The sequence below is a fragment of the Methylobacterium sp. J-076 genome, from assembly GCF_022829405.1.
Lineage (GTDB): Bacteria > Pseudomonadota > Alphaproteobacteria > Rhizobiales > Beijerinckiaceae > Methylobacterium.
In genome coordinates this window covers 16,565-41,455 of sequence record NZ_JAKSXW010000064.1, presented here as the reverse complement: position 1 = coordinate 41,455, position 24,891 = coordinate 16,565, and the positions used below count along the sequence as shown (strand labels likewise).

Annotated in this window: 26 protein-coding genes; 11 read left to right on the top strand and 15 right to left on the bottom strand. The window is 70.1% G+C overall.

Translation table 11 applies throughout. The features are described from left to right. From MKK53_RS04825 to eno, 6 genes are all read right to left on the bottom strand, one after another. Positions 1-594, bottom strand: coding sequence for a Uma2 family endonuclease (locus tag MKK53_RS04825; protein ID WP_243927387.1), 594 nt, complete (start codon positions 592-594; stop codon positions 1-3). Positions 595-606: 12 nt separating this feature from the next. After that, positions 607-882, bottom strand: coding sequence for a DUF5076 domain-containing protein (locus MKK53_RS04820; RefSeq protein WP_243927385.1), 276 nt, complete (start codon positions 880-882; stop codon positions 607-609). 78 nt (positions 883-960) lie between these two features. Beyond that, positions 961-2,418 (bottom strand): pyruvate dehydrogenase complex E1 component subunit beta, encoded by a 1,458-nt coding sequence (locus tag MKK53_RS04815; protein WP_243927383.1) that lies wholly within the window; start codon positions 2,416-2,418, stop codon positions 961-963. Positions 2,419-2,475: 57 nt separating this feature from the next. Beyond that, the gene (gene pdhA / locus MKK53_RS04810) at positions 2,476-3,537 is read right to left on the bottom strand and encodes a pyruvate dehydrogenase (acetyl-transferring) E1 component subunit alpha (RefSeq protein WP_409564273.1); all 1,062 of its coding nucleotides are present in this window, start codon (positions 3,535-3,537) and stop codon (positions 2,476-2,478) included. 166 nt (positions 3,538-3,703) lie between these two features. Next, positions 3,704-4,015, bottom strand: coding sequence for an FtsB family cell division protein (locus MKK53_RS04805; RefSeq protein WP_243927381.1), 312 nt, complete (start codon positions 4,013-4,015; stop codon positions 3,704-3,706). A gap of 288 nt (positions 4,016-4,303) precedes the next feature. Next, positions 4,304-5,593: a phosphopyruvate hydratase gene (eno, locus tag MKK53_RS04800; protein WP_243927379.1), complete on the bottom strand. Its 1,290-nt coding sequence runs from the start codon at positions 5,591-5,593 to the stop codon at positions 4,304-4,306. 202 nt (positions 5,594-5,795) lie between these two features. Here eno and queF point away from each other — a divergent pair, with 202 nt between their 5' ends. Beyond that, complete coding sequence (gene queF / locus MKK53_RS04795; protein WP_243927377.1) at positions 5,796-6,248, top strand: preQ(1) synthase; 453 nt, start codon at positions 5,796-5,798, stop codon at positions 6,246-6,248. Positions 6,249-6,318: 70 nt separating this feature from the next. Here the strand turns inward: queF and MKK53_RS04790 are convergent, their stop codons facing one another. Next, the gene (locus MKK53_RS04790) at positions 6,319-6,642 is read right to left on the bottom strand and encodes a hypothetical protein (protein WP_243927375.1); all 324 of its coding nucleotides are present in this window, start codon (positions 6,640-6,642) and stop codon (positions 6,319-6,321) included. Positions 6,643-6,949: 307 nt separating this feature from the next. Here MKK53_RS04790 and MKK53_RS04785 point away from each other — a divergent pair, with 307 nt between their 5' ends. Then, positions 6,950-7,192 (top strand): hypothetical protein, encoded by a 243-nt coding sequence (locus tag MKK53_RS04785; RefSeq protein ID WP_243927373.1) that lies wholly within the window; start codon positions 6,950-6,952, stop codon positions 7,190-7,192. Between the two features lie 74 nt (positions 7,193-7,266). Then, entirely contained in the window at positions 7,267-7,938 is a 672-nt protein-coding gene (locus MKK53_RS04780; protein ID WP_243927371.1) for a class I SAM-dependent methyltransferase, read from the top strand. Positions 7,939-8,007: 69 nt separating this feature from the next. Here the strand turns inward: MKK53_RS04780 and kdsA are convergent, their stop codons facing one another. Together kdsA and MKK53_RS04770 are read right to left on the bottom strand one after the other, a co-directional pair. Beyond that, entirely contained in the window at positions 8,008-8,859 is an 852-nt protein-coding gene (gene kdsA, locus MKK53_RS04775; protein ID WP_243927369.1) for a 3-deoxy-8-phosphooctulonate synthase, read from the bottom strand. A 9-nt stretch (positions 8,860-8,868) separates the two neighbouring features. Then, positions 8,869-9,363 carry a hypothetical protein gene (locus MKK53_RS04770; RefSeq protein WP_243927367.1) on the bottom strand — a complete coding sequence of 165 codons (495 nt, stop codon included), beginning with the start codon at positions 9,361-9,363 and terminating at the stop codon, positions 8,869-8,871. A 98-nt stretch (positions 9,364-9,461) separates the two neighbouring features. Here MKK53_RS04770 and MKK53_RS04765 point away from each other — a divergent pair, with 98 nt between their 5' ends. Next, entirely contained in the window at positions 9,462-10,496 is a 1,035-nt protein-coding gene (locus MKK53_RS04765) for an alpha/beta fold hydrolase (protein WP_243927365.1), read from the top strand. A gap of 83 nt (positions 10,497-10,579) precedes the next feature. On the opposite strand, the gene MKK53_RS04760 is transcribed toward MKK53_RS04765, so the two are convergent. Next, complete coding sequence (locus tag MKK53_RS04760) at positions 10,580-11,755, bottom strand: amidinotransferase (RefSeq protein ID WP_243927363.1); 1,176 nt, start codon at positions 11,753-11,755, stop codon at positions 10,580-10,582. A gap of 213 nt (positions 11,756-11,968) precedes the next feature. On the opposite strand from MKK53_RS04760, the gene MKK53_RS04755 reads away from it, so the two are divergent. The 5 genes from MKK53_RS04755 to hpnK all read left to right on the top strand — a co-directional run bounded on the left by MKK53_RS04755 (position 11,969) and on the right by hpnK (position 17,435). After that, positions 11,969-13,090 (top strand): HpnL family protein, encoded by a 1,122-nt coding sequence (locus MKK53_RS04755; RefSeq protein ID WP_243927361.1) that lies wholly within the window; start codon positions 11,969-11,971, stop codon positions 13,088-13,090. Beyond that, the gene (locus MKK53_RS04750; RefSeq protein WP_243927359.1) at positions 13,081-13,734 is read left to right on the top strand and encodes a phospholipid-binding protein MlaC; all 654 of its coding nucleotides are present in this window, start codon (positions 13,081-13,083) and stop codon (positions 13,732-13,734) included. Before MKK53_RS04755 ends, MKK53_RS04750 begins: the two co-directional genes overlap by 10 nt. A gap of 53 nt (positions 13,735-13,787) precedes the next feature. Further along, positions 13,788-14,996: a bacteriohopanetetrol glucosamine biosynthesis glycosyltransferase HpnI gene (gene hpnI / locus MKK53_RS04745; protein ID WP_243927357.1), complete on the top strand. Its 1,209-nt coding sequence runs from the start codon at positions 13,788-13,790 to the stop codon at positions 14,994-14,996. A gap of 47 nt (positions 14,997-15,043) precedes the next feature. Beyond that, positions 15,044-16,477, top strand: a complete 1,434-nt coding sequence (gene hpnJ, locus MKK53_RS04740) for a hopanoid biosynthesis associated radical SAM protein HpnJ (RefSeq protein WP_243927355.1) — start codon at positions 15,044-15,046, stop codon at positions 16,475-16,477. A gap of 121 nt (positions 16,478-16,598) precedes the next feature. Beyond that, positions 16,599-17,435, top strand: coding sequence for a hopanoid biosynthesis-associated protein HpnK (gene hpnK / locus MKK53_RS04735; protein WP_243927353.1), 837 nt, complete (start codon positions 16,599-16,601; stop codon positions 17,433-17,435). Here the strand turns inward: hpnK and MKK53_RS04730 are convergent. Genes MKK53_RS04730 through MKK53_RS04720 form a run of 3 tightly spaced genes read right to left on the bottom strand, consistent with a single transcriptional unit; the run spans position 17,425 to position 20,801 of the window. Beyond that, positions 17,425-17,826 (bottom strand): type II toxin-antitoxin system VapC family toxin, encoded by a 402-nt coding sequence (locus MKK53_RS04730; RefSeq protein WP_243927351.1) that lies wholly within the window; start codon positions 17,824-17,826, stop codon positions 17,425-17,427. The two genes, hpnK and MKK53_RS04730, sit on opposite strands and share 11 nt — an antisense overlap. Continuing rightward, entirely contained in the window at positions 17,823-18,092 is a 270-nt protein-coding gene (locus tag MKK53_RS04725) for a type II toxin-antitoxin system Phd/YefM family antitoxin (protein WP_243927349.1), read from the bottom strand. The genes MKK53_RS04730 and MKK53_RS04725 overlap by 4 nt, the downstream gene beginning before the upstream one ends. Positions 18,093-18,137: 45 nt before the next feature. Beyond that, entirely contained in the window at positions 18,138-20,801 is a 2,664-nt protein-coding gene (locus MKK53_RS04720; RefSeq protein WP_243927347.1) for an MMPL family transporter, read from the bottom strand. A 538-nt stretch (positions 20,802-21,339) separates the two neighbouring features. Between MKK53_RS04720 and hpnH the strand changes: the two genes are divergently transcribed. Further along, positions 21,340-22,503: an adenosyl-hopene transferase HpnH gene (gene hpnH / locus MKK53_RS04715; protein WP_243927345.1), complete on the top strand. Its 1,164-nt coding sequence runs from the start codon at positions 21,340-21,342 to the stop codon at positions 22,501-22,503. Between the two features lie 336 nt (positions 22,504-22,839). On the opposite strand, the gene MKK53_RS04710 is transcribed toward hpnH, so the two are convergent. Together MKK53_RS04710 and MKK53_RS04705 are read right to left on the bottom strand one after the other, a co-directional pair. Next, positions 22,840-23,040, bottom strand: coding sequence for a hypothetical protein (locus tag MKK53_RS04710; RefSeq protein WP_243927343.1), 201 nt, complete (start codon positions 23,038-23,040; stop codon positions 22,840-22,842). After that, positions 23,037-24,086: a hydantoinase/oxoprolinase family protein gene (locus MKK53_RS04705; RefSeq protein ID WP_243927340.1), complete on the bottom strand. Its 1,050-nt coding sequence runs from the start codon at positions 24,084-24,086 to the stop codon at positions 23,037-23,039. Before MKK53_RS04705 ends, MKK53_RS04710 begins: the two co-directional genes overlap by 4 nt. 6 nt (positions 24,087-24,092) lie before the next feature. Here MKK53_RS04705 and MKK53_RS04700 point away from each other — a divergent pair, with 6 nt between their 5' ends. Further along, positions 24,093-24,830, top strand: coding sequence for a HisA/HisF-related TIM barrel protein (locus MKK53_RS04700; RefSeq protein ID WP_243927338.1), 738 nt, complete (start codon positions 24,093-24,095; stop codon positions 24,828-24,830). Positions 24,831-24,891 lie beyond the last annotated feature (61 nt).

Here is a 24,891-nt window from a genome sequence, read left to right as displayed (position 1 = left end):
TCAGGTCTCGGGCGTGGCCGGAGGGGCCGGATCGGCGAAGGGAAACAGATCGTCCAGGGGAAACGGAACGGCATCGAAGGGCGGCATCGCGACGGTCTCGCCGCGCACGACCGCGCCGAGCAATAGCCATTGGCCGCCGGTGAGTGAGAAGGCTTCAAGGGCCCCCTCGCCTGGGTCCAGAAGCCAAAGGTGAGGGATGCGGGCCTCGCCGTAGATCCGTCGCTTGGCGCCGCGGTCGAGCCGCGCCGTCGAGGGTGAGATGATCTCGCAGGCCCAATCCGGCGGCGTCTCGATGAACGCCGCGTCCGGCTCCGCCGGCATTCGCTCCCGGCGCCAGCCGGCAAGGTCGGGAACCACGACGTGGGACCCCAGATGAAGCTCCGGCTCCATCATGAAGATCCAGCCACCGGGGCCACCGCGTCCGTGGCGGAAGGGGGGCCCCAGCGCGGTGGAAAGGTCCGATGCCGCCATCGCATGCCGAGGCCGCGGGCGCGGATGCGTCTCCAGCACGCCGTCGATGATCTCGGCGACCAGATGGTCCGGCACGGCCACCAGATCGGCGTAGGTCGCCAGCCGGATCGCTGCCTCAGCCATGGCCGCCCGCCGTCAGTTGAAGTCGCCCGGAGCGAGGCATTCCGCCTCGATCGCGGCGCGGATGCGCTCGAAGGCCTCGTCCTCGGCCATGTCGGTGTCGACCGCGTAGGCGCGCGCCGCCTGCCGGGCGAGATCGACCAGCAGGCGTCCCCAGGTCGCCGGATCGTCGAAGGAGCGGCGCAGGGCGACGCTCACCGCCCCGTCGACCACCGCCGCACGCAGCACCTCGACGCCGCCCTGTTCCAGGGCGTCGGGCGGTGCGGCGAGTTCGGCGAAGTCCTGGCTCATCGGGTCCGGCCCGTCTGCGGCTCCCCGCCGGGGCGGCGGGGACGATGGGGGGGTGGCGAAGACCGGTCCAAGCGGTCCTTACTTGTAGCAGACCGCCTTGGCCGCCTGGATGACCTCGGCGACGTTCGGCAGAGCCAGCTTCTCGAGGTTGGCGGCGTAGGGCATCGGCACGTCCTTGCCGGTCACCCGCAGCACCGGGGCGTCGAGATAATCGAAGGCATCGACCATCAGCCGCGCCGAGATCTCGGCGCCGACGCCGGATTGCGGGAAGCCCTCCTCGATCGTCACGCAGCGGCCGGTCTTCTTCACCGATTCCAGGACCGTGTCGGTGTCCATCGGCCGGATGGTGCGCAGGTCGATCACCTCGGCCTCGATGCCCTCTTCGGCCAGGGCCTGGGCCGCCTTGAGGGCGTAGGTCATGCCGATGGAGAAGGAGACCAGGGTCACGTCCTTGCCCTCCCGGTGGATCCGCGCCTTGCCGATCGGCAGCACGAAATCGTCGAGCTTCGGCACCGGGAAGGTCTGGCCGTACAGGATCTCGTTCTCGAGGAAGATGATCGGGTTCGGGTCGCGGATCGCGGCCTTGAGCAGGCCCTTGGCGTCGCTGGCCGTATAGGGGGCGATGACCTTGAGGCCGGGCACGTTGGAGTACCACGCGGCGTAGTCGTGGCTGTGCTGGGCGGCGACGCGGGCGGCCGCGCCGTTGGGGCCGCGGAACACGATGGGGCAGCCGAGCTGGCCGCCGGACATGTAGAGGGTCTTGGCCGCCGAGTTGATGATCTGGTCGATCGCCTGCATGGCGAAGTTGAAGGTCATGAACTCCACGATGGGCTTCAGGCCGGCCAGCGCCGCGCCGACGCCGATCCCCGCGAAGCCGTGCTCGGTGATCGGCGTGTCGACCACGCGCTTGGCGCCGAACTCCTGCAGTAGGCCCTGGGTCACCTTGTAGGCGCCTTGGTATTCGGCGACCTCCTCGCCCATCACGAAGACGTCGCCGTCCCGGCGCATCTCCTCGGCCATGGCATCGCGCAGGGCCTCGCGCACGGTCATGGTGACCATGGGCGTGTCGGCGGGGAACTCCGCCATCACCGGCTCCCGCGCCTTGTTGGTGATGGTCGCCGGGGCGGCGGGCGCCACGGGCGCGTCGTCCCCGGTCTTGGAGGTGGCCGTCGGCTTGTCGGTCAGGCCCTCGGCCTGGGCGGTGGGCGTCGGCGCCTGCTGCCCGCCGGCATCGTGGCCGTTGGCCTTCGGGCCGCCCTTGCCGCCGGAGGCGGCGGCCTTCTCCACGTCCTCGCCCTCCTCCGCGATGATCGCGATGGGGGTGTTGACGGCGACGCCCTCCGTCCCCTCCTCGATGAGGATCTTGGCCAGCACGCCCTCATCGACGGCCTCGACCTCCATGGTCGCCTTGTCGGTCTCGATCTCGGCCAGCACGTCGCCGGACTTGACCGGGTCGCCGACCTTCTTGAGCCATTTCGCGAGCTTGCCCTCCTCCATGGTCGGAGACAGGGCGGGCATGAGGATATCGGTCGCCATGATGAGTTCTTCGCGTCGCTCTCGTGCGGGGGCGGCCTAGGGTTCAGGCGGGCGCGGTCAGGCGCTCGCCTCGAGCAGGATGTCGGTCCACAGCTCGGACGGATCCGGCTCGGGATCGTTGGTCGCGAACTCGGCCGCGGCGTTCACCGTCTCGCGCACCTTGGCGTCGGTGGCCTTGATGTCCGCCTCCGGCACGCCGTGCAGCTCCAGCAGGCGCTTGCGGACCATCTCGATCGGGTCGTGCTCGTCCCGCATCTTCGAGACCTCGTCCTTCGTCCGGTACTTGGCCGGGTCGGACATGGAGTGGCCGCGGTAGCGGTAGGTCTGCATCTCGAGGATGAAGGGGCCCTTGCCCGTGCGGGCATGGTCGATGGCCCGGCCGGCGGCCTCGCGCACGGTGCGCACATCCATGCCGTCCACCATCTCGCCGGGGATGCCGAAGGACAGGCCGCGCTTCGAGAAGTCCGTCTGTGCGGAGGCGCGGGCCACCGAGGTGCCCATGGCGTAGCGGTTGTTCTCGATGACGTAGACCACCGGCAGCTTCCACAGGGCCGCCATGTTGAAGCTCTCGTAGACCTGGCCCTGGTTGGCGGCGCCATCGCCCATATAGGTGAGGCTCACCTTGCCGTTGCCGCGGTAATGGTCGGCGAAGCCGAGGCCGGTGCCGAGGGAGACCTGCGCGCCGACGATGCCGTGGCCGCCGAAGAACTGCTTCTCGCGGCTGAACATGTGCATCGAGCCGCCCTTGCCGCGGCTGTAGCCGCCCCGGCGGCCGGTGAGCTCGGCCATCACGCCCTTCGGCTCCATGCCGGTGGCCAGCATGTGGCCATGGTCGCGGTATCCGGTGATGACCTGGTCGCCGTCCACGGATGCCATCTGCATGCCGACCACGACGGCCTCCTGGCCGATGTAGAGGTGGCAGAAGCCGCCGATCAGGCCCATCCCGTAGAGCTGGCCCGCCTTCTCCTCGAAGCGGCGGATCAACAGCATCTCGTGGTAGGCGTGGAGGTCTTCCTCGCGGGTGAACTGCGGCATGTTGGGAGCCGGCTTATGGACTTCGGCCGCCGACGACGACGGGCCGGCGGTGGGCTCGGTCTCGGCCGTCTTGCCAGCGTCCATGTCGTTACTCCCCGCTCGCGCTCTCGTCCGGCGGGTGTAGGCTAGGCGCCAGCCGAAAGCGAGGCCCGCCCCTCTGACAGGGACGCGCCGTTGTCAGAGCGCGGAGCCGCCGGTCCACAGCGCGCAGCCCGCTCCCGTGCGGGCACAGCTTGCGCGGGGAGGCTTTTCAGGGGCCGATGATGACTACGTCGTTGGCGTGGACCCGTCCGAGCACGATCCGTGCCCGCTCCTCCAGGAGGTCGCGGTCGATCTGGTCGCTCTTGAGCAGGGCGACCCGGTGCTCCCAGACGGCACGGTCCGCCTTCACCGCCGCCAGTTCCCTGTTGAGGGCGTAGGCCCTGATCTTGAGGGCCCGCTTGGCCTCCAGGCCGCGGTTGCCGCTCTCCGCCTGCACGATGAAGTAGCCGCAGACGAGGGCCGACAGGGTCCAGAGACCCAGCGGCAGGACGATCATTCTGACGCGGCGACGGACGACCATGCCGGCACCCTGGCGCGGGAAGGTTAACGGAGGGTTTCCGGGCGGCTCCGCGACCGCCGCCGTCATTGCGAGCGCAGCGAAGCAACCCAGGGACGGGCCTCGTTCGAAAACGTCCCGCTGCCCTGGGTTGCTTCGCGTTGCTCGCAATGACGGTGAGGGTGTGACGGCTCGCGGGTGGCGTCCTGAGGTGGCTCGCCGCCCTGGATTGCTGTGCTCGCAACGGCGGCGAGGGTGTTGCCCTCGCCCCCCTCTCGCAACGCCCCCCGGTCCGGGGGGGCGCGGGAACCCTTACGCGCGGGCGAGCTGCTTGATCGCGCCCGGGCCGGCGTAGAGCGCCTGCGGACCGAGGCCTTCCTCGATGCGGATCAGCTGGTTGTACTTCGCCAGTCTGTCCGAGCGGGCGAGCGAGCCGGTCTTGATCTGCCCACAATTCGTCGCGACCGCGAGGTCGGCGATGGTCGAATCCTCGGTCTCGCCCGAGCGATGGGACATCACCGCCGTGTAGCCCGCGCGCTGGGCCATATCGACCGCCGCCAGGGTCTCGGTGAGCGAACCGATCTGGTTCACCTTGATCAGGATCGAGTTGGCGGTGCCGGTGGAGATGCCCCGCGACAGGCGCTGCACGTTCGTCACGAACAGGTCGTCACCCACGAGCTGGCACAGGTGGCCGGCCTTGTCGGTCAGGAGCTTCCAGCCCTCCCAGTCGTCCTCGGACATGCCGTCTTCGATGGAGATGATCGGGTACTTGCCGACGAGTTCGGCGAGGTAATCGACCTGCGCCGCGATGTCCCGGGTGCGGCCCTCGCCCTCGTAGCGGTAGGCGCCGTCCTTGAAGAACTCGGTGGCGGCGCAATCGAGCGCCAGGGCGATCTCGGATCCCGGCTTGAAGCCGGCCGCCTGGATCGCCTCCATCACGAAGTCGAGCGCGGCCTCGGCGGAGGGGAGATTCGGGGCGAAGCCGCCCTCGTCGCCGACGTTGGTGTTGTGGCCGGCCTTCTTGAGGGCGCCCTTCAGGGTGTGGAACACCTCGGAGCCCATCCGCACCGCCTCGGCGAGCGAGTCGGCGCCGACCGGCATGATCATGAATTCCTGGAAGTCGATCGGGTTGTCGGCATGGGCGCCGCCGTTGATGATGTTCATCATCGGCACCGGCAGCACCCGGCCCTGCACGCCGCCGACATAGCGGTAGAGCGGCAGGCCCGACGCCTCGGCGGCGGCCTTCGCCACCGCGAGCGACACGCCGAGGATGGCGTTGGCGCCGAGGCGGCTCTTGTTCTCCGTGCCGTCGAGCTCGATCATCGCCTCATCGACGGCGACCTGATCCTCGGCATCCATGCCGCCGATGGCGTCGAGGATCTCGGTCTGGGCCGCCTCGACCGCCTTCAGCACGCCCTTGCCGAGGAAGCGGGACTTGTCGCCGTCGCGCAGCTCCACCGCCTCGTGCGCGCCGGTCGAGGCGCCCGACGGGACGGCGGCGCGGCCGAAGGACCCGTCCTCCAGCAGCACATCGACCTCGACGGTCGGGTTGCCGCGGCTGTCGAGGATTTCACGGGCGCTGATATTGGTGATCGCCGTCATGGTTGTCTCCCGAGGGCCGCGGGCCGTTCGTGCGCGTCGACCGCTCGGCCGCGCGTCGCGGGGCGGCTTATCCGCCATGCATCGGCCCCCGGCAACCCGGACTCGCCCGGCATCCCGGCGAAATCTTCGCGAAGGCGGGACAAGGTTTTCCGACAGGCGCGGGGGCCGTGCGACGGCGACGGAGCCGCGCTATACGGGCCGGATGAACAGCACATCCGATCTCCAGCTGGGGCAGGCGACGCCCCTCCCCCAATCCCCCGACGAAGCCAAGCTCGACCGGGTGCCCAATCCCCACGCCGACACGGATTACGTCGCCCGGTTCACGGCGCCGGAATTCACCTCGATCTGCCCGGTCACCGGCCAGCCCGACTTCGCCATCCTCGTGATCGACTACGTGCCGGACCGCTGGCTCGTCGAATCGAAGTCGCTGAAGCTGTACCTCGGGTCGTTCCGCAACCACGGCGCCTTCCACGAGGATTGCACCGTCACCGTCGGCAAGCGCCTGACGGCGTTGCTGGAACCGCGCTACCTGCGGATCGGCGGGTACTGGTACCCCCGCGGCGGCATCCCCATCGACGTGTTCTGGCAGACCGGGACCCCGCCCGGCACGATCTGGCTGCCCGACACCGGCGTCGCGCCCTATCGCGGCCGCTGACCCGATCGGCCCACGAAAAAGGGGCGGCCGGCTCGCGCCGACCGCCCCCTGGAAGCCCTAGGGCCTCGTATCAGTAGCCGTAGCCGTAGGCCGGCGCACCGTAGCCGTAGCCATAGGCCGGGGCGCCGTAACCGCCGCCATACCCGTAGCCGTAGGCCGGGCGGCCGTAACCGTAGGAGTCGCGGGCGACGCCGGCGGCGATGGCGCCCGCCGCGAGGCCGGCGATGCCCAGGCCGACAGCCGCACCGGTGCCGATGCCGCGACGGCCGCCGTAGTAGCCGTGATGCCCGTAACCGCCATGGAAGCCGTAGGGGCGCGCCTCGGCGCCAGTGGTGGCGGCGACGCTGCCGACAGTCAGAGCGGCGGCGGCGGTGATGAGAGCAAACTTGCGCATGGTATCCTTTCTCGATCTTAGATCGATCATGGTCCAACAACGTGACCCCCCACGTGCTGGTTCCAAAGGATTCGCGCCGCGTTTCTCGCCGTTCCTGCATGATGAACGCTGGTTCAGTCTCTGCGCGGTCTACTGTTCTCGTGTGTGCAGCGGCGCATGCCTGCCGAAGCGGCTTGGGAAGCTGTGCCGTTCCGCACAGAGTCTTGGGAACCAATCCGTTCCTGGGCCGGATGCTGACACGCAATTTAATCGACGGATCCTCCGCATGGCCCTCTGATCGCGGCCCCGACGGTCCACGAACTCCCCCATGCGGCCTGCGCGCCTGTTTCCCCTGCTCCTCTTCTGTGCGGCTCCGGCCGCCGCTCTGCCCCTGCGCGGTCCCGCGGTCACCGATGCGGTCTATGTCCGGCCGCTCTACGGGGGGCCCTACCGGCATTGTGGCGGGGAGTGCGTGAAGAGCGGATCCCTGTCGTGGTTCTGCGCCGCCCGGGCGCAATGCGTGCTGAACTGCGCCATCGCCCCGCCCTCACGGAAATGCGCGACGCCCTGAGGAGGGTGCGCCGCCGGCCGAACCGGCGCATAGGTTGGCCGGCGCCGGCCGAGGCGCTGCCGGAGCCCGGTTCGATGGACGCCCTCACCCTCATCCGAGAGACCTTCGCCCCCCTCGCCGGCAAGGCCGTGCTGGATATCGGCTGCGGAACGGGGGCGCTGGCCCGGCCCCTCGCCGAGGCGGGGGCTGCGGTGACGGGGATCGACCCCGGCGAAAAGGCCCTGGCCAAGGCGCGGCACGCGGTCCCCGGCGCCCGCTTCGAGGAAGCCTCCGGCGAGGCGCTTCCCTTCCCCGACGGCAGTTTCGACGGGGCGGTGATGCTGAATTCCCTGCACCATGTCCCCGATCCGGCCCGGGCGCTCGTCGAGGCCGCGCGGGTGCTGCGCCCGGGATGCCGCCTCGTGGTGGTGGAGCCCCTGGCGTCCGGCACCTTCTTCGACGCGCTGAAGCCGATCGAGGACGAGACCGAGATCCGCGCGGCGGCGCAGGCGGCGATCGCCGAGGCCGTCGCGGGCGGGGGCCTCACCTGCGAGCGCGACGTCATCCTCGACCGGTGGGAGAGTTTCGCGGATCGGGAGGCGTTCTTCGCCCGCGTCACCGCGGTCGATCCGGCCCGCGCCGGGGCGATCCGGGACCGGCGGGCGACCGTGGAAGCCGCCTTCGCGGCGGCGGCCGAGACGAGGGAGGACGGGCGCTTCGCCCTCGTCCAGCCCCTGCGGATCCACGTGCTGACCCCCGCCCGTTGAGGCTTCCTCGCCTCGTTGCGGCGCACCGGTCGCGATGACCGGGAGGGGCCGGGACGGCGGAGGGCCTCCCTACGCCGGGCGCGCCTTGGCGAGGCGGTCGAAGGCGATCAGCTCCGCAAGGAGGGCGGGCATGTCCTTCAGGGCGACCATGTTCGGCCCGTCCGAGGGGGCCCGGTCGGGGTCGGGGTGCGTCTCGATGAACACGCCCGCCACGCCGACCGCCACCGCCGCCCGGGCGAGGACCGCCACGAACTCGCGCTGGCCACCGGAGCTTCCCCCCTGCCCGCCCGGCTGCTGCACGGAATGGGTGGCGTCGAACACCACGGGGGCGCCCCCCGTGACTTCGGCCATGATCGGCAGGCTGCGCATGTCGGAGACGAGGGTGTTGTAGCCGAAGGAGGCGCCACGCTCGGTGACGATGACGTTCGGGTTGCCGGCCTGCGTCACCTTCGCGGCCACGTGCTTCATGTCCCAAGGGGCGAGGAACTGGCCCTTCTTCACGTTCACCACCCGCCCGGTGGCGGCGGCGGCGAGGAGCAGGTCGGTCTGGCGGCAGAGGAAGGCCGGGATCTGCAGGACATCCACCGCCTCGGCCACGGGGGCGCACTGGGCCGCGTCATGGACGTCGGTGAGGACGGGCAGGCCCAGGGTCTCGCGGATCTCCGCGAAGACCGGGAGGGCGCCATCCAGCCCCATGCCCCGGGCCGCACCGCCGGAGGTGCGGTTGGCCTTGTCGAAGGACGCCTTGAACACGAGGCCGATGCCGAGCCTGCCCGCCAACTCCTTGAGGGCGGCGGCGATCTCGAGCCCGTGGCTCCGGCTTTCGAGCTGGCAGGGCCCCGCGATCAGCGACAGGGGCAGGTGGTTGGCGAAGGCGGTGTCGCGGGCGCGGACCACGGGGCCGGATTGGGCGTTCGACATGGCGACGGTCTAGCCGGCATGGCGCCGGCGCGAAAGCCCGGGGGCGCCCGTGGCGGGGGCGATCCGGCAGACGGTGAGGTCGCCGGCCAGGACGTCCGTCCGGGGGCTGGTCTCGCACAGCATCAGCGCCCGGCCGGTGGCGCCCCGGCGAGGGGCGTCGGCCAGCAGGCTGTCCTGGTGGAGGTTCAGCGCCAGCACCTCGGCGCGCTCGGCGTCGGCGCCGGTCAGCGCCCGCGCCGCGAGCCCCACCAGGGCGAAGTACGCTCGGCCCGGTTCGCGATCCAGGGAGGCGAGGGTGATCCGCGCCGGGGCCCGGCAATCGAGGCTCATCCGCTCGGCATCCTGCGCCCGGAACACCGCGTAGGCCCCGTCCCGGCCGGCGAGGGAGGCCCCGGTGCCGCGGATGATCTTGGCCGTGAGGGCATCGCACGCATCGGCCGCCTGGGCGGGGACGGCGGCGAGCAATCCGGCCAGGAGGCCGGCGGCGGCGGAAATATGTGGCATCCAGGGCTTCCGGGGCGGCACGACGGACGGTTCACCCCTTACAATAGGGCGATCGCGCGCTCCGCCGGAAGCCTACCGCCCTCCACCACGAGATGCCCATGCGCCGCACCGCCCTCGTCCCGGCCCTCCTCGCCCTCACCCTCGGTGCGACCCTTCCCGGCCGGGCCGACCCCCTCCCCGCCCCCGCCTACGGGCCGGAGCTCGAGGGCTTCGACTACCCGTTCCCGGTGGAGCGCTTCACCTTCACCTCGCAGCGCCAGCCGCTGCAGATGGCCTACCTCGACGTGGCGCCCGCGCATCCCAACGGGCGCACGGCGGTGCTGCTCCACGGCAAGAACTTCTGCGCCGCCACCTGGGACAGCCAGATCCGCGCCCTCACCGGGGCGGGCTACCGGGTCGTGGCGCCGGACCAGATCGGCTTCTGCAAGTCGAGCAAGCCCGCGGCCTACCAGTTCACCTTCCGGCAGCTCGCCGAGAACACCCACGCCCTGCTCACCAAGCTCGGCGTGGAGCGGCCCGTCATCGTGGGCCACTCGACGGGGGGGATGCTCGCCGCCCACTACGCCCTCCTCTACCCGAAGGAGGTCGCGCAGCTGGTGATGGTGAACCCGATCGGCCTGGAGGATTGGGCCGCCAAGGGGCTGCCGCCGGTCTCCGTCGAGCAATGGTACCAGCGCGATCTCAAGACCAGCGCGGAGACGATCCGCGCCTACGAGACGGCCACCTACTACGCCGGCCAGTGGGAGGCGCGCTACGAGCCCTGGGTGGAGATGCTGGCGGGCCTGTACCGGGGGCCGGGCAAGGAGGCGGTCGCCTGGGATTCGGCGCTCCTCTACGACATGATCGTCACGCAGCCGGTGGTCTACCGCTTCCCGCAGATCGGGGTGCCGACGCTGCTGATGATCGGCCAGAAGGACAACACCGCCATCGGCAAGGACCTCGTCCCGCCGGAGATGCGCGGTCAGCTCGGCCGGTATCCGGAGCTCGGCCGGGCGGCGGCGAAGGCGATCCCCGGCGCCCGCCTCGTGGAATTCCCCGATTCGGGCCACGCCCCGCAGATGAGCGAGCCGGAGGCCTTCAACCGGGCGCTGATCGAGGGCCTGGACAGCGCACCGTCATCGCGAACGAAGTGAGGCGCCCCCGGGCGCGCCACGGTGGTGACCGTGGCGCGCCCGGATCGCTTCCCTGACCCTCGCGACGACGAAGACCCGCCCGACTAGAAGTACGACTGCAGCGTCCCGCGGCGGCGCACGTCGAGCGTGGCGCAGTGGAACGAGCCGCCGAACGGGCCGTAGCTCAGGAACGGCGCCGGGATCGGATCGAAGCCCCAGTCCTTCAGGGCCTTGATGAGCGTCGGCTGGCTCTGGTCCACGACGATCTTCTTCTCGGTGATCGCCAGCACGTTGATCGAGGTCCAGGGCGAGCACATCGAGATCTTGCTCATGAAGCCCTCCACCGGGTCGGGGCGCGGGGCGATGAGCACGTCCCACTTCTTGAGCACCGCCGGGAGCCTGTCCACATCGACGTAGTCCGGGTTCACCAGCACCTTGCCGGGGGCGAGGGGCATGAACGACGAGTCGATGTGCATCGGCTGCGGGCAGCGGCTCTCGATCTCGTGGATGCGGAAGCCCGGGCCGAGGTGGCGCCGCAGCCACTCGATGCCCATCAGGTTCGTCACGTTGGAGCGGGTGACGAACAGGTCCCGGCCGCAGCGCACGAAGTCGGCCGCGTCGAAGACCGGCTCGAACTCGTTGACCGTGAACTGCATGGGCTCGCCGGCCTTCAGGTTCGGCACCCGGTAGTCGTAGTTGTAGAGGTCGTCCGTCAGCTGCGGGCGCGGGGCCGAGGTCCAGCGGGCGCCGTTGCGGAAGTACTCCTTGAACAGCGAGCGGTAGGCGTCGCCCTCGAAGTAGCGCGAGCGCCAGCACATCGGGCTCTCGATGATCTCGTCACCGATCACGAGGTACGGGTCGCGCGGGCAGGCGACGCAGAACCCGCGCGAGGTCCAGAGCGGCGCCTTGAACTTGCGGGAGAAGTCCACCGTGTCCGGCCGGCGCACCTTCACGCCCTCGCCCGCGAGGATGGTGATGAAGTTGTCGAGCTCGGCCTGGGCGAGCTTCTTCATGAACTTCGGATACTTCCACCCGGACGCGAGCCGGTAGAACGGCTGCGCGGCCCGCGGCAGGTTGAAGATGACGGTGAGGTGGTGGGTCGGGATCGTGGCCCCGTCGAGGGAGCCGACGATCACCTCCTCCAGCGGGTCCCACTCGTTCCAGGCCATGACCGGCGAGTGCGGCGCAGGCGCGGCGGGCTCCCGGTGGCCGGAAAGACCCTCGACTCGTGCGTCCTCGTTCACGGCCTCGACGGCCGTGATGGATGATTCGCGGTCCATGACGTGTGCCTCTTCTGTGACGTCTCGCGGTCTCATGTCCGGGACACCTAGCCCGGCCGCCGCTTTGCCCCTCGGTGTAGCAAACGGGTGATAGACACGGCTCATCCATGCTGCAACGTGACGGAATAACTAGTCGGGGCCGCTTGGACCTATTTCCGCCGCGACCGTGACCGATTTCCCGCATCAAGCCTTTTGCGAGCTTGAAAGACGAAGATGAAGCGTCTCACGACACTGGCCTCGATCGCCGGTCTCTGCACGGTCGTGGGCCTGTTCGCGTCCTCGGGCCTCGAGGACGTGTCGGCCGCGGTTGCGAGCGCCGGATGGGGCGCGCTCCTCGTCGTCCTCGCCCGGATCCTGGCGGTGGCCTGGGCGGGGCTGGGCTGGCACGTCGTCTTCCCGAGGAACGACCGGCCCCGCCTGCGCGACTGCATCACCCTGCGGTTCGTGCGGGAGGGCATCAACACCCTCCTGCCCGTGGCGACGGTGGGCGGCGACTTCGTCGGCGCGCGCCTTCTGGCCAAGCGCGGCGTGAGCGGCGCCCTGGCCGGCGCCAGCATGTTCGTCGACCTGATGACCCAGGCCGTCACCCAGCTCCTCTTCACGGTGCTCGGCCTCGGCCTGCTGATCTGGCTCGACGGCGACGGGCCGGTGGCCCGCACGGTCGCCGGGGGCGTGGCCCTCGCCGTGCCCGCACTCGCGGCCTTCTACCTGATCCAGCGCCGGGCCGGTCACCGGGTGATCCAGGCCCTCCTCAACCGGTTCGCCTCCGGGCGGGAGTGGCGGGCGCTGGGCGCGGTGGACCATCTCTATGACGGCCTGCGCCGCCTCTACGGGGCGCCGGGCCGGGTGTTCGCGGCGATCGTCGTGCATTTCGGCGGCTGGATCATCGGCACCTTCGAAGTCTACCTGTGCCTGCATTTCATGGGCTACCCGGTGGACTTCATGCAGGCCCTGGTGATCGAGAGCCTCGCCCAGGCGGTGCGCGGTGCGGCCTTCGCTGTGCCGGGGGCGCTCGGGGCGCAGGAGGGCGGCCTGATCGCCCTGTGCGGCCTGTTCAACATCCCCGCCGAGGCGGCCCTCGCCCTCTCCCTGGTGAAGCGCTTCGCCGATCTCGGCGTCGGCCTGCCGAGCCTGCTGGCGTGGCACCGGATCGAGGCGCGGCTGCGCGCCACGGGCGAGGCGGACGAGGCCGAGCCGGAGCCGGACGAGGCGGCCCGCTTCGCCCGCCGGCCGAAAGCTTCGCCGCCGCCGGCCACCCTCGGCCCGTTCTACAGCTATGCTCCGCCGCGGATGGTCTCCCGGCTGGACGAGAAGGAACTGAAGAAGTGCGCCTGAACCGCCGCATCGCCGCGGCGCTCGCCGCCGCGGTCGTCCTGGTGCCGTTCGCCGCCGCCCCCGCCGCGGCGGGGGACGAGGCTGCGGTGCAGACCGTGCGCGACCTCTACGCGTCGTTCTCCGCCGCCGTGAAGGACGGGCCCGGCGCCCTCCCCGCCCGCGTCGCCGCCGTGACCCCGGCCATCGACAAGGCGTTCGACTTTCCGGCCATGGCCCGCATCGCCGTCGGATCCAAATGGTCGGGCTTCACCCCCGAGCAGCGGGAGTCTCTGACGAAGGCGTTCAAGCGCAGCCTGACCGTCACCTACGCGAACCGCCTGAGCCAAGCCGCGGGCGGCAAGTTCGAGGTGACGCCGAAGGTCGAGATGCGCGGCGCGCAGCGGGTGGTGCCGACCAAGGTCACGACTGCGGGCGGCGACGATTCCGCGGTCGACTTCGTCGTCAATGCGGACGATAGGGTCCAGGACGTCCTTCTCAACGGCGACGTGAGCGAGATCGCGGCCCAGCGCACCATGCTGTCGAAGCCGCTCGCCAGCGGCGGCGCAGAGGGGGCCGTGAAGTTCCTGACCGAGCGTGCCGACGGCATGCTCGCCGCCGCCAAACCAGCCTCCGACAAGCCTGCGCCCGCCAAGGCGGCCCAGTAGGCCGACGCCCGCAACGCCGCAGCCGGCGGCCGGACACCTCACGGACCCGACGGATGGATCTGACTCCCCTGGCGTCGCAGGCGCTGCTCTGGCTGTCGCCGCTCTGCCTCGTGATCGCCGGGGCGGGCTGCCTCTACGGGCTCGCGGCGGCGTTCTTCGTCGGCCGCTACGGCGCCCGGCGGATCCCCGCCCTGCCGGACGGGGCGGAGCGCCCGGCGGTGACGGTGCTGAAGCCCCTCTGCGGGCTGGAGCCGAACCTCTACGAGAACCTGGAGACGGTGCTGCGCCAGGATTATGCCGGCGCGGTGCAGGTCGTGTTCGGCGTGCAGAGCGCGGGCGATCCCGCCATCGGCGTGGTCCGCGCCCTGTGCGACGCCTATCCGCAGGCGCGGATCGACCTCGTCATCGATGCCCGGCAGCACGGTTCGAACCGCAAGGTGTCGAACCTCATCAACATGGCCGAGAAGATCGCCCATCCGGTGATCGTCCTGGCCGACAGCGACATGGTGGTGGCGCCCGACTATCTGGAGCGGATCGTCGCCGAACTGTCCCAGCCGGGCGTGACGGGCGTGACCTGCCTCTACCACGGCGTCTCGGCCTTCCCCGGCGCCATGGGCCAGCTCTCGGCGCTCGCCATCGACGTCCAGTTCCTGCCGAACGTGGTGATGGGGCTGAGCCTCGGGCTCGCCAAGCCGTGCTTCGGCTCCACCGTCGCCTTCACCCGGGCGGGCCTCGAGGCGGTGGGCGGCTTCCGCCGGTTCCGCAACGACCTCGCGGACGACTACGCCATCGGCGCGGCCCTGCGCGGCCTCGGCGGCCGGGTGGCGATCCCGAGCTTCACCATCGGCCATACCTGCGTCGACACGGAGCTTCCGGGCCTGTGGCGGCACGAGCTGCGCTGGAACCGCACGATCCGCACCGTCGATCCGGCGGGCTATGCCGGCTCCGTGGTCACCCACGCCTTCCCCCTCGCCCTCATCGCCGCCTTCCTGCCCGGCGCCGGCACCCTGGCGCTGGTTGCCGCGGCGAGCGCGCTGGCCTGCCGCATCGTCCTGTGCCGGCAGGTGGAGCGGGCCTTCGGCCTGCCGCCGCACGCCTACTGGCTGTTGCCGATTCGCGACATCCTCTCCTTCATGAACTTCTCCTGTGCCTTCCTGTCGGGGTCGGTGACATGGAAAGGTCACGATTATCACGTGGTTGCGGACGGTACGCTGATCCCCGACGCGGACCTCGGCCGAGATGCCGGGGCCCCCACCGCCTGATCCGCCCGAACCCGACCCCCTTGCCCAGCATCGAGGCCTTGAACCCCATGCGCACGCTTTTCCTCCAGGCCCCCACCTTCGACGGGTTCGACGGGGGCGCGGGCTCCCGATATCAGGCCAAGCGCGAGATCAAGTCGTTCTGGTACCCGACATGGCTGGCCCAGCCGGCCGCCCTGGTGCCGAACTCCAAGCTGATCGACGCCCCCCCGCACAACATCAAGCTCGATGAGATCGTGGCCCAGGCCAACGACTTCGACCTCGTGGTGCTGCACACCTCCGTCCCGTCCTTCAAGTCGGACGTGAAGACCATCGAGGCGCTGAAGGCCGCCAACCCGAAGCTGATCGCCGGCCTGATCGGCGCCAAGGTGGCCGTGGACGCCGCCGGCGCCATGGCCCAGGCCCCGGTGGTCGACTTCTGCGCCCGCAACGAGTTCGACTTCACGGTCAAGGACGTCGCCGACGGCGTGCCGATGTCGCAGATCAAGGGTCTGTCCTATCGCGATGCCAACGGCACCGTGGTCCATAACGAGGACCGCGAGATCATGACCGATATGGACCAGCTGCCCTTCGTCACCAGCGTCTACAAGCGCGACCTGGAGATGGAGAAGTACTTCATCGGGTACCTGAAGCACCCCTACATCTCGTTCTACTCGGGCCGCGGCTGCAAGAGCCGCTGCACCTTCTGCCTGTGGCCGCAGACGGTCGGCGGGCACACCTACCGCACCCGCTCGGTCGCGCACGTGATCGAGGAGATCAAGTACTGCCTGAAGGAGTTCCCTCAGACGAAGGAGTTCTTCTTCGACGACGACACCTTCACCGACAACCTGCCGCGCGCCGAGGAGATCGCCCGCGAGCTCGGCAAGCTCGGCGTCACGTGGTCGTGCAACGCCAAGGCGAACGTGCCCCGCGAGACCCTGAAGGTGCTCAAGGAGAACGGCCTGCGCCTGCTCCTCGTCGGCTACGAGTCCGGCAACCAGCAGATCCTTCACAACATCAAGAAGGGGATGCGCGTCGAGGTCGCCGAGAAGTTCACCCAGGATTGCCACGAGCTCGGCATCGCCATCCACGGCACCTTCATCCTCGGCCTGCCGGGCGAGACGAAGGAGACGATCCAGGAGACGATCGCCTTCGCCAAGCGGATCAACCCGCACACCATCCAGGTGTCCCTCGCCGCCCCCTACCCCGGCACCTTCCTCTACAAGCAGGCGGTGGAGAACGGCTGGCTCGACGTCGAGAACGCCGAACTGGTCGATGAGAACGGCGTGCAGGTCGCGCCGCTGCACTACCCGCACCTGTCCCACACCGAGATCTTCACCTCGGTGGAGGAGTTCTACAAGAAGTTCTACTTCCGCGCGCCGAAGATCGCCTCCATCGTCAGCGAGATGGTGCGCTCGCCCGACATGATGAAGCGCCGCCTGCGCGAGGGCGTGGAGTTCTACCGCTTCCTCAAGGAGCGCCAGGGCACCGCCAAGGCGGCGTAAGACCGGGGGTCCGGGGCCTCAGGCCCCGGCGGGGCGTGCGGGGCGGAGCCCCGCATATCCCAGGGCTCCGCCCTGGACCCGCGAGGGGGCTCGCCCTCTCGACACCGTTTACGAGGTGAGTGTGAAGCGTCTCGTCGTCACGGCTGATGATTTTGGGCTGAGCCTTGAGGTCAACGAGGCCGTCGAGCAGGCGCACCGGGAGGGGATCCTCACGGCCGCGAGCCTCATGGTGTCCGCCCCCGCCGCCGCCGACGCGGTGGCGCGGGCCAAGCGGTTGCCATCCCTGCGGGTGGGGTTGCACCTCGTGCTGGTGGAGGCGTGGCCGACCCTGCCGGCCGCCGACCTGCCCGACCTCGCCGGCCCTGACGGGCTGCTCCGAGCGGACATGGCCGGCCTCGGGCTCGACCTCGCCCGCCATCCCGCCGCGCGCCGCCAGATGGCCGCGGAGATCACGGCGCAGTGCGAGGCGTACAGGGCCACCGGCCTGCCCCTCGACCACGTGAACGCCCACAAGCATTTCCACGTCCACCCGCTCATCGCGGGCGCGGTGCTGCGCATCGGCCGCCGCTACGGCATGCGCGCCCTCCGGGTGCCCCGGGAGCCGCGGGAGATCCTCCGCCGGACCGAGCCGGGCGCCCGCCCCCGCATGGCCCTCGACATCGCCCCCTGGGCCGCCCTGCTGGCCGTGCGCGCCCGGCAGGCGGGCCTGCTGATCCCGGATCGGACGCTCGGCCTCGCGTGGTCCGGCGCCATGACTCCGCCGCGCGTGGCCGGGCTTCTCGCCCATCTGCCCGACGGCTTGACCGAGCTCTACACCCACCCCGCCACCGGGGGCGGCTTCCCCTGCGAGGCGCCGGGCTACCTCTACGCGCAGGAGCGCGACGCGCTGATCGCCCCGGCCACGCTCGCCGCGGCGCAGGGCATCGCAAGGGGCGGGTTCTCGGATTTCATTCGATGATTGGTGTGAGCCGCGCCGCAAACGGATGATCCGCGAGAGCGTGATCCAGCGTCACAAGACGCCGATCCTCGACGATGCATTGCGCCAGCAAGAGCCGGTCGAATGGGTCTCGTGTGGCGGGGAGCGGCGAGATCTCCGCGAGTGCATGCGATGCCGTGATCGGCAGCAGCGTGAACCCCATGGCCGTGATTGCCTGAGGAAGGAGATTGAGAGGCATACCCGGCTCTAGTTTCCCCAGGCGGGTCTTGATCGCGATCTCCCAGAGGCTGGCCGCGCTCACGCAGACATCGATATCTGGCCGAGCCATCGCTGCAGCGACCGAGGGAGCCGTTGCTTCGAGCGTCTCCTTCAAGAGTCCCAGCAGGATATGGGTGTCGAGAAGTAGCCTCACGGCCCGGGTGAGGGCCGCAGCAGGAAATCTTCAGGAAGCGGATCGTCGAAATCGTCCGCGATGTATCCGAAGGGCTTGTCGACACCCCGCGAGCGAAGGAAAGCAGCGCCCGCCGCTAGATCGATCCGGCGCGCTGGCTGCGGGTGCGGGACGAGGTCGGCCACGGGTGCCCCGTCGCGGGTGAGGACGATATGCTCGCCCCTTTCCACACGCGCAACGAGGTTCGCGAAGTCGAGATCCGCTTTATCGAGCTCCACCGATTCCATGGCCCGCAAGGTAGGCGCCCCCAAAGGAGGCGTCCAGCCTGCCGGCTACTTCGCCGGCACCGGCTCCTCACGCCGCTTGCCGAGGATCGGGCTTTTGGCCGCGCTGTCGCCCTCGGGGCGGTTGCGGTCGGGCTGGGCCGGGGGCTCGCCGAGGGTGGCGGGCACCACGAAGAACGCCGCGAGCAGCGTGAAGAACAGGGACAGGGCCAGCAGCTCGCCCATGCTCGCCGTCCCCGGATGGCTCGACAGGACCAGCGAGCCGAAGGCGCTGCCCGTGGTCATCGCCGAGAAGAAGATCGCCCGGGTCAGGCTGGAGGCCAGCATGTCGGTCACGCCGGCCCGCCACGCGATCACGTAGTAGATGTGGAAGGCCACACCCACCGCGAGCATCAACGGCAAGGCGATGATGTTGGCGAAGTTGAGCGGCATGCCGATGATCCGCATCGCCATCAGCGTCCATAGCGTCGCGATCACCAGCGGGCCGAGCGTCATCGCCACGTCCCACGGCTTGCGCAGGGCGACCGAGAGGATGACGAAGATCAGCACCAGGGCGGTGATGGCCGCCTGCACGAAGGCGCCGAGGATCGTGTAGGTCGAGCGCGTGGTGGAGACCGGCGCGCCGGTGGCGTGCGGGGCCACCTTCAGCACCGCGTCGGCGAAGTTGCGCAGCACCTTGTCGTCGTTCGAATCCCCCTTGGGATGGACCTCGACCCGCGCGCGGCCGTCGGCGGCGACCCAATCGGCCTTCAGCTGCGGCGGCAGGTTCTCCAGGGTGATCTTCTCGGGGTGCAACAGGTCGCGCAGCCCCGTCAGCAGGGGCGTGAGATCCTTGGTGAGGGCGACCGAGGCCGCCTCGCGCTTCTGCACCGGGCCGTCGGCCAGGGTGTCGAGGGTGCCCGACAGGGCCTTGGCGGTGCCGGCGCCCGGCGTGCCGGCCTTCGCCTCGTCGGCCACGCCCTTCAGCGCGACGGCCGCATCCTTGAGCGCCTTCACGTTGTCGGCGTCGGTCGGCGGTGCCGGCTTCCGCGCGGGGTTGAGCACGGGGTCGAGGAGCTGCGCCGTGTCGGCGATCTGGGCGAGCTTCTTGTCCTGGTCCGGCGGGACGAAGGTGTTGATGCTCGTGATCGAGTCGGCGACGGGCAGGGCCGCCAGCGTCTTGGTCACCTCGGGCACGGCCGCCACGCTGGGGGCCAGCACGTCGATGACGTTCGGGCTGGTCTCGGGGTTCTTGATCAGGTCGAGATAGGTGGCGATCGACTCCACCTTCGGGCTGCGCAGGTGCATCGGGTTCGAATCGAACGGCAGCGACCACAGCAGCGGGGTTCCCGCCAGCGTCACCAGACCCACCGCGATCAGGATCGGCTTGCGGTTGCGGATGATCCAGGGATCGACGCCCACGAGCCAGCGGGTCTCGACGGCCGCCTTCTCGCCCTTCGGCCGGAACACGGCGATCAGCGCCGGCAGCAGGGTCAGGGAGAACAGGTAGGCCACGATCATGCCGACGCCGGCGATCAGGCCGAGCTCGGACACGCCGCGGAAGGCGGTCGGCAAAAAGGCGAAGAACCCGGCGAGGAGGGAGACGGCCGCCAGGGTCAGGGACCAGCCCACCCCGCGGGCGGCGCCCCGGATCGCGCCCTGGAGGGTCGGCTGCGTGTAGCGGTCGGCCCGGTAGCGGACGGAGAACTGGATGCCGAAATCGATGCCGAGCCCGACGAACAGGGCCGCGAAGGCCACCGAGATCGGGTTCAGTTCGCCGACGAGCAGAAGGCCGAGGGCGGCCGTCACGATCAGGCCGGCGAAGGTGGTGATGATCACCGCGATCACCAGCGGGCCGGAGCGCAGGGCGAGCCACAGGAACAGCACGATCGCGCCGACGATGATGCTGTTGTTGAGCAGCGCATCCTCGGACAGGGTCGCGAACTCCTCGTCGGACACGGCGACCGGGCCGGTGAGGCGCATGCGCAGCCCGTTCGCCGCGTCGATCTTCAGGTCCCTGGCGACCTCGCGGATCATCCGCGTCGCCTCGTAGCCCGGCTCCAGGGCGTTGAAGTCCAGCACCGGCTGGATCATCACGAACTTGAGCCTGTCGGTGACGCGGGTCTCCCCGTTGGCGAGCAGCGCCTGCCACGAGAGGCGCGCCGGCTCACCGGCGATCACCTTCCGCAGCGTGCCGTCGATCTGCGCCATCGGCTTGTCGAGATCCTCGAGCTTGGCATCGCCCGATTTCACCCCGCGGGCGCCGAGCGTCAGCACCCGCATCACGCCGCGCAGGGACGGGTCGGCCGCCAGCGGCCCGAGCAGGCCCTGCTGCTGGGTGAGCTGGTCGAGGGTCTTGTCGAGTTCGGCCTGCGGCATCAGCAGGAGGCCGTCCTTCTGGAAGAACGGGCCGCCGTCCGGCCGGTAGACGGTCTCGATGAGGTTCTTGCGCTCGGAGAGGGCGCGGGTGAGGGAGGCGGCGGCCTCCTCGGTCTCCTCGGGGGTCTGCCCGTCGATCACCGCGACGATCAGGTTCGACCGCTGTGGGAAGGCCTTCTCGAAGGCGATCTCGTCCTGGCGCCAGGGCTCCTTCGGATCGATCAGGCGCTCCACATCCGTGTTGATCCGGAAGAGGTGAACGGCGACACCGACGCTCGCCACCGTCATCGCCGCGACAAGGGCGATGACGATCCAGCGGAAGCGGACGGAAGACGCGACGAGACCTTCGATCACGAGTACCCTGCCAGTTCGTCCGGCCCGAGGGGCCGATCCTCTCGTTCCGGGAACGCATTCCGGGCCGATCCGGTCACAGGACCGTCGGGACCCAGGGGCGTCGGAGGACCACGCACGGGCCAAGGCGGCCGCCGGCACGAGGTTCCCCGCAACCGGCGCCGACTTGCGGCGCAGTCGCTTGGCTCAGTAAAGAGGAGGGCTCCGGATTGCAACGCGAGACCCCCTGGGCGTCACTTCCGGGAGACAGGCGTGTGCTGTCGCACCGCAATCCGGCATCCCGCCCCGCGATGCGCCGCCCTCGGCCGTAATGCCGTCGCATTGTGCGCATGGTAGTCGCGCCATCGTCCGGGCTACCGCGACTTGGCATCTGCCATGCGTCAGCCTGTGGCGCCGATGCGTCAGCCCCGGACTAAAGAGTTTGTTTAAGTCCTTCAGCCCGTAGTTTGAGAGCCATTCTAAGCTACGTCGCTGGAAATCGACAACTTATCACGTTAAGCACCCCGATCATCCGGGGCCGACGAAACTAAGGAGCCGCAACTTGGGTATCCCCCTCCGGTACGTCGCGAAGATCGGCGGCTACATCCTGAAGCAGCACCTGACGGGCCGTAAGCGCTACCCGCTCGTCATGATGATGGAGCCGCTGTTCCGCTGCAATCTGGCCTGCGCCGGCTGCGGTAAGATCGACTACCCCGAGGAGATCCTCAACAAGCGGCTCCCCGTGGCCGAGGCCCTCGAGTCCGTCCGCGAATGCGGCGCACCCATGGTGGTGATCGCCGGCGGCGAGCCGCTTCTCCACAAGGATCTTCCGCAGATCGTCGAAGGCATCATCGCGCAGAAGAAATTCGCGATCGTCTGCACCAACGCGCTGCTCCTCGAGAAGAAGATCAAGGAGTACAAGCCGAGCCCGTACTTCACCTGGTCGATCCATCTCGATGGCGACGAGGAGATGCACGATCACTCGGTGTGCCAGCGCGGCGTCTACGACAAGGCCGTGGCGGCGATCGCGAAGGCCAAGGAGCTCGGCTTCCGCGTCACCATCAACTGCACCTTCTTCAACAATTCCCAGCCGGAGAAGATCGCCAACTTCTTCGACAGCGTGACCCGGATGGGCATCGACGGCATCACCGTCTCCCCCGGCTACGCCTACGAGCGCGCCCCCGACCAGCAGCACTTCCTCAACCGCAAGGCGACGAAGGACCTGTTCCGCGGCGTGTTCCGGCACGGCAAGGAGAAGGGCCGCGAGAAGTGGACCTTCCAGCAGTCGGGGCTGTTCCTCGACTTCCTGGCCGGCAACCAGACCTACCATTGCACCCCGTGGGGCAACCCGACCCGCACCGTGTTCGGCTGGCAGAAGCCCTGCTACCTGCTCGGCGAGGGCTACGCGGCGACCTTCAAGGAGCTGATGGAGTCCACGGACTGGGATTCCTACGGCACCGGCAACTACGAGAAGTGCGCCGACTGCATGGTCCATTCGGGCTACGAGGCGTCCTCGGTGGTCGATTCGGTCCGCAAGCCGTGGAAGCCGGTGATCCAGATGCTCCGCGGCATCAAGACCGAGGGCGACATGGCCCCGGACGTGAGCCTGGAGAACCAGCGCCCGGCGGAGTTCGTGTTCTCGCGCAACGTCGCCCAGAAGCTGTCCGAGATCAAAGCCTCCGGCGTCGACACCAAGCAGGAAGCCCGCAAGCGCACCGCCGCGTAAGGCGCGTCCACCGCACCAGACAGGAGGCCGCCGCGATCATGTCGCGGCGGCCTTTTTCGTGGTCGTCGCCGGCGCGCGCGTTCTCACGCGATTTCTCGACGACCTGGATCGTGAGGTGCGACGCGCTCCCCTCCCCCCTTGTGGGGAGGCGGGTGGTTCAGGAGGCACCGGGGAGCGCTCTCCGGCACCACCCCCACCCCTGCCCCTCCCCATTATGGGGACGGGATCCGGGCGGAGCCGTGGGAACACCCGATCCACGGTTTACGGAAGGCGCCACGGCGGGCGGCGGGGGGCGCCCTGGGTCGCGTCACGGCATTCGGCGATGACAGGCCCCGTTCAAGCGGCCTCGGGCGGCTCGTCGTCCCCGGAATCGGTGGGCGAATTGAGAAGGTCCTCCAGCTCGTCCACCAGCCGGTCGGCCTGATCCTCGGTGGCCAGCACTTTCAGCACTTCGCCGGTCTCGGTCTCGACGGCCAGCTCGATATGCGGGCCGACGCGGGTCGCGAGGATGCGGGCGAGAATCCGGATGGCGCTCATCGAACATGGTCCTCCGCGATGAGGCCGACCGCCACGGCCGGCCCACAGATTGAAATCCAGGATGATGCGGCGGCCTCGCCGCTCGCCCGCGGGGCGAGGAGGTCGGCGAGACCCATCCGCGGCCGGCCGAGCCGGGCGGCGAGCCGGTCGGCCACGAACGCCCCCGCCCCGCAGGTCACCAGGGGCGCCGACGCCGGCATGTCGGGGCGCGACAGCTGCACCGCCGCCGCATCGTGCAGGAGCCGCAGCTGCGCCTCGGCGAAATGGCGGGCGAGGGCGCTCCAGGCTTCGGCGTCGCCCTCCCCCCGGTCGCGGCCGACGATCCGGGCGAGCCGGGTCTCGCTCTCGGCGACCGACTTGCCCTTGCGGTCGCCCGTGCCCTGCTGGTCGGCCTCCGGCGGCAGGTCTCCGAGGATGCGGTAGGCGTCGGCGATATGGGCGAAGGTCTCGGTCATCAGCCGGGTGCGCCGCCCGCGGAACGGGGCGTGGTCGCAGAGCCCGATGAGGGGCGTGCGGACGACGCCCGTATAGACGAGTTCCCCCGTCTCCAGACGCTCGGCATCGCTGTAGCCGAGGGCGGCCGGGCGGCCTGCGGCGATGGGGATCAGGTCCGCGGTGGTCGAGCCGACATCGACGAGGAGCGCGTCGGGCACGATGCCGCCGATCAGGGCCGCCGTGGCGTACCAGTTGGCCGAGGCGATGTCGGCGGAGGCCGCCGCCGCCGCCTCCGGGGCGACGAAGCCGGAGCGTCCCGCGAAGATCCGGACCGGGCCGGCGAGCCGGGTGGAGGCCCAGCCCGCCAGGGCGGCAACGCCCGCCCCCCGGTCTTCGAAGCAATCCGTGAGTTCCCCGGTCATGGTGACCGCGTGAACGGCCTCGTCCCGCGCCCAGTCCGGCAGGGCCTTCAGGGCGGCGTCCAGGGCGGGCAGGCCCTGCCAGAGGGGACATGGCACCTGCACGGCCGCCACGACCCGCCGGTCGCGAATCAGAGCGGCCTTGACGTGGACCCCGCCGAGGTCCCACCCGATGGTTTTTGGGATCGACATGCGCGAATGACGGGCTTCGACGTCTCAGGGAGCGGGGCCGGCAGGGCCGGCTTCGCGGTGATTCCGGTGCTGGACCTGCGCGGGGGCTGCGTGGTCCGGGCGCGCCGGGGCGAGCGCGCCTCCTATGCCCCGATCGAGACGCCCTTGGCAAAGGGCTCCGCACCGGCCGCCGTCGCGGCCGGGCTGCTCCGGGCATGGCCCGCCCGCCTCCTCTACGTCGCCGACCTCGACGCCATCATCGACGGCAGCGCCCCCGACATCGCATCGCTGCGCACCATCGCCGCCGCCTGCCCCGGCATCGGCCTCTGGGTCGATGCGGGATTCGCGGCGGCGGCCGCGGTGGAGGCGTTCCTGGCGGAAGGGCTCGGCCGACCGGTCATCGGCTCCGAGAGCCAGGACGATGCCGCCCTCGTCACCGCCCTCGGGGACGGGGCCGTGCTGTCCCTCGATACGCGGGGCGGCGAGCGGCTCGGGCCTGCCAGCCTGCACGACGACCCCACCCTCTGGCCGCCGGACGTGATCGCCATGACTCTGGCCCAGGTCGGCGCGGGGGCCGGGCCGGACCTCCCCGCACTCGCCGCCGTGCGGGCGCGGGCGGGGGCGCGTCGGGTCTACGCGGCGGGGGGCGTGCGCGGCCCCGGGGATCTGCGCGCCCTCGCGGAGGGCGGCCTCGCCGGCGCCCTCGTCGCCTCGGCGCTCCACGACGGCACCCTGCGCCGGGAGCACGCGGCCGGTTTGGCCTGAACCTTCCGGGCCGAGCGCAGGGCTGCTACACCGGAGCGATTCCAGACACACGGTCAGCTCC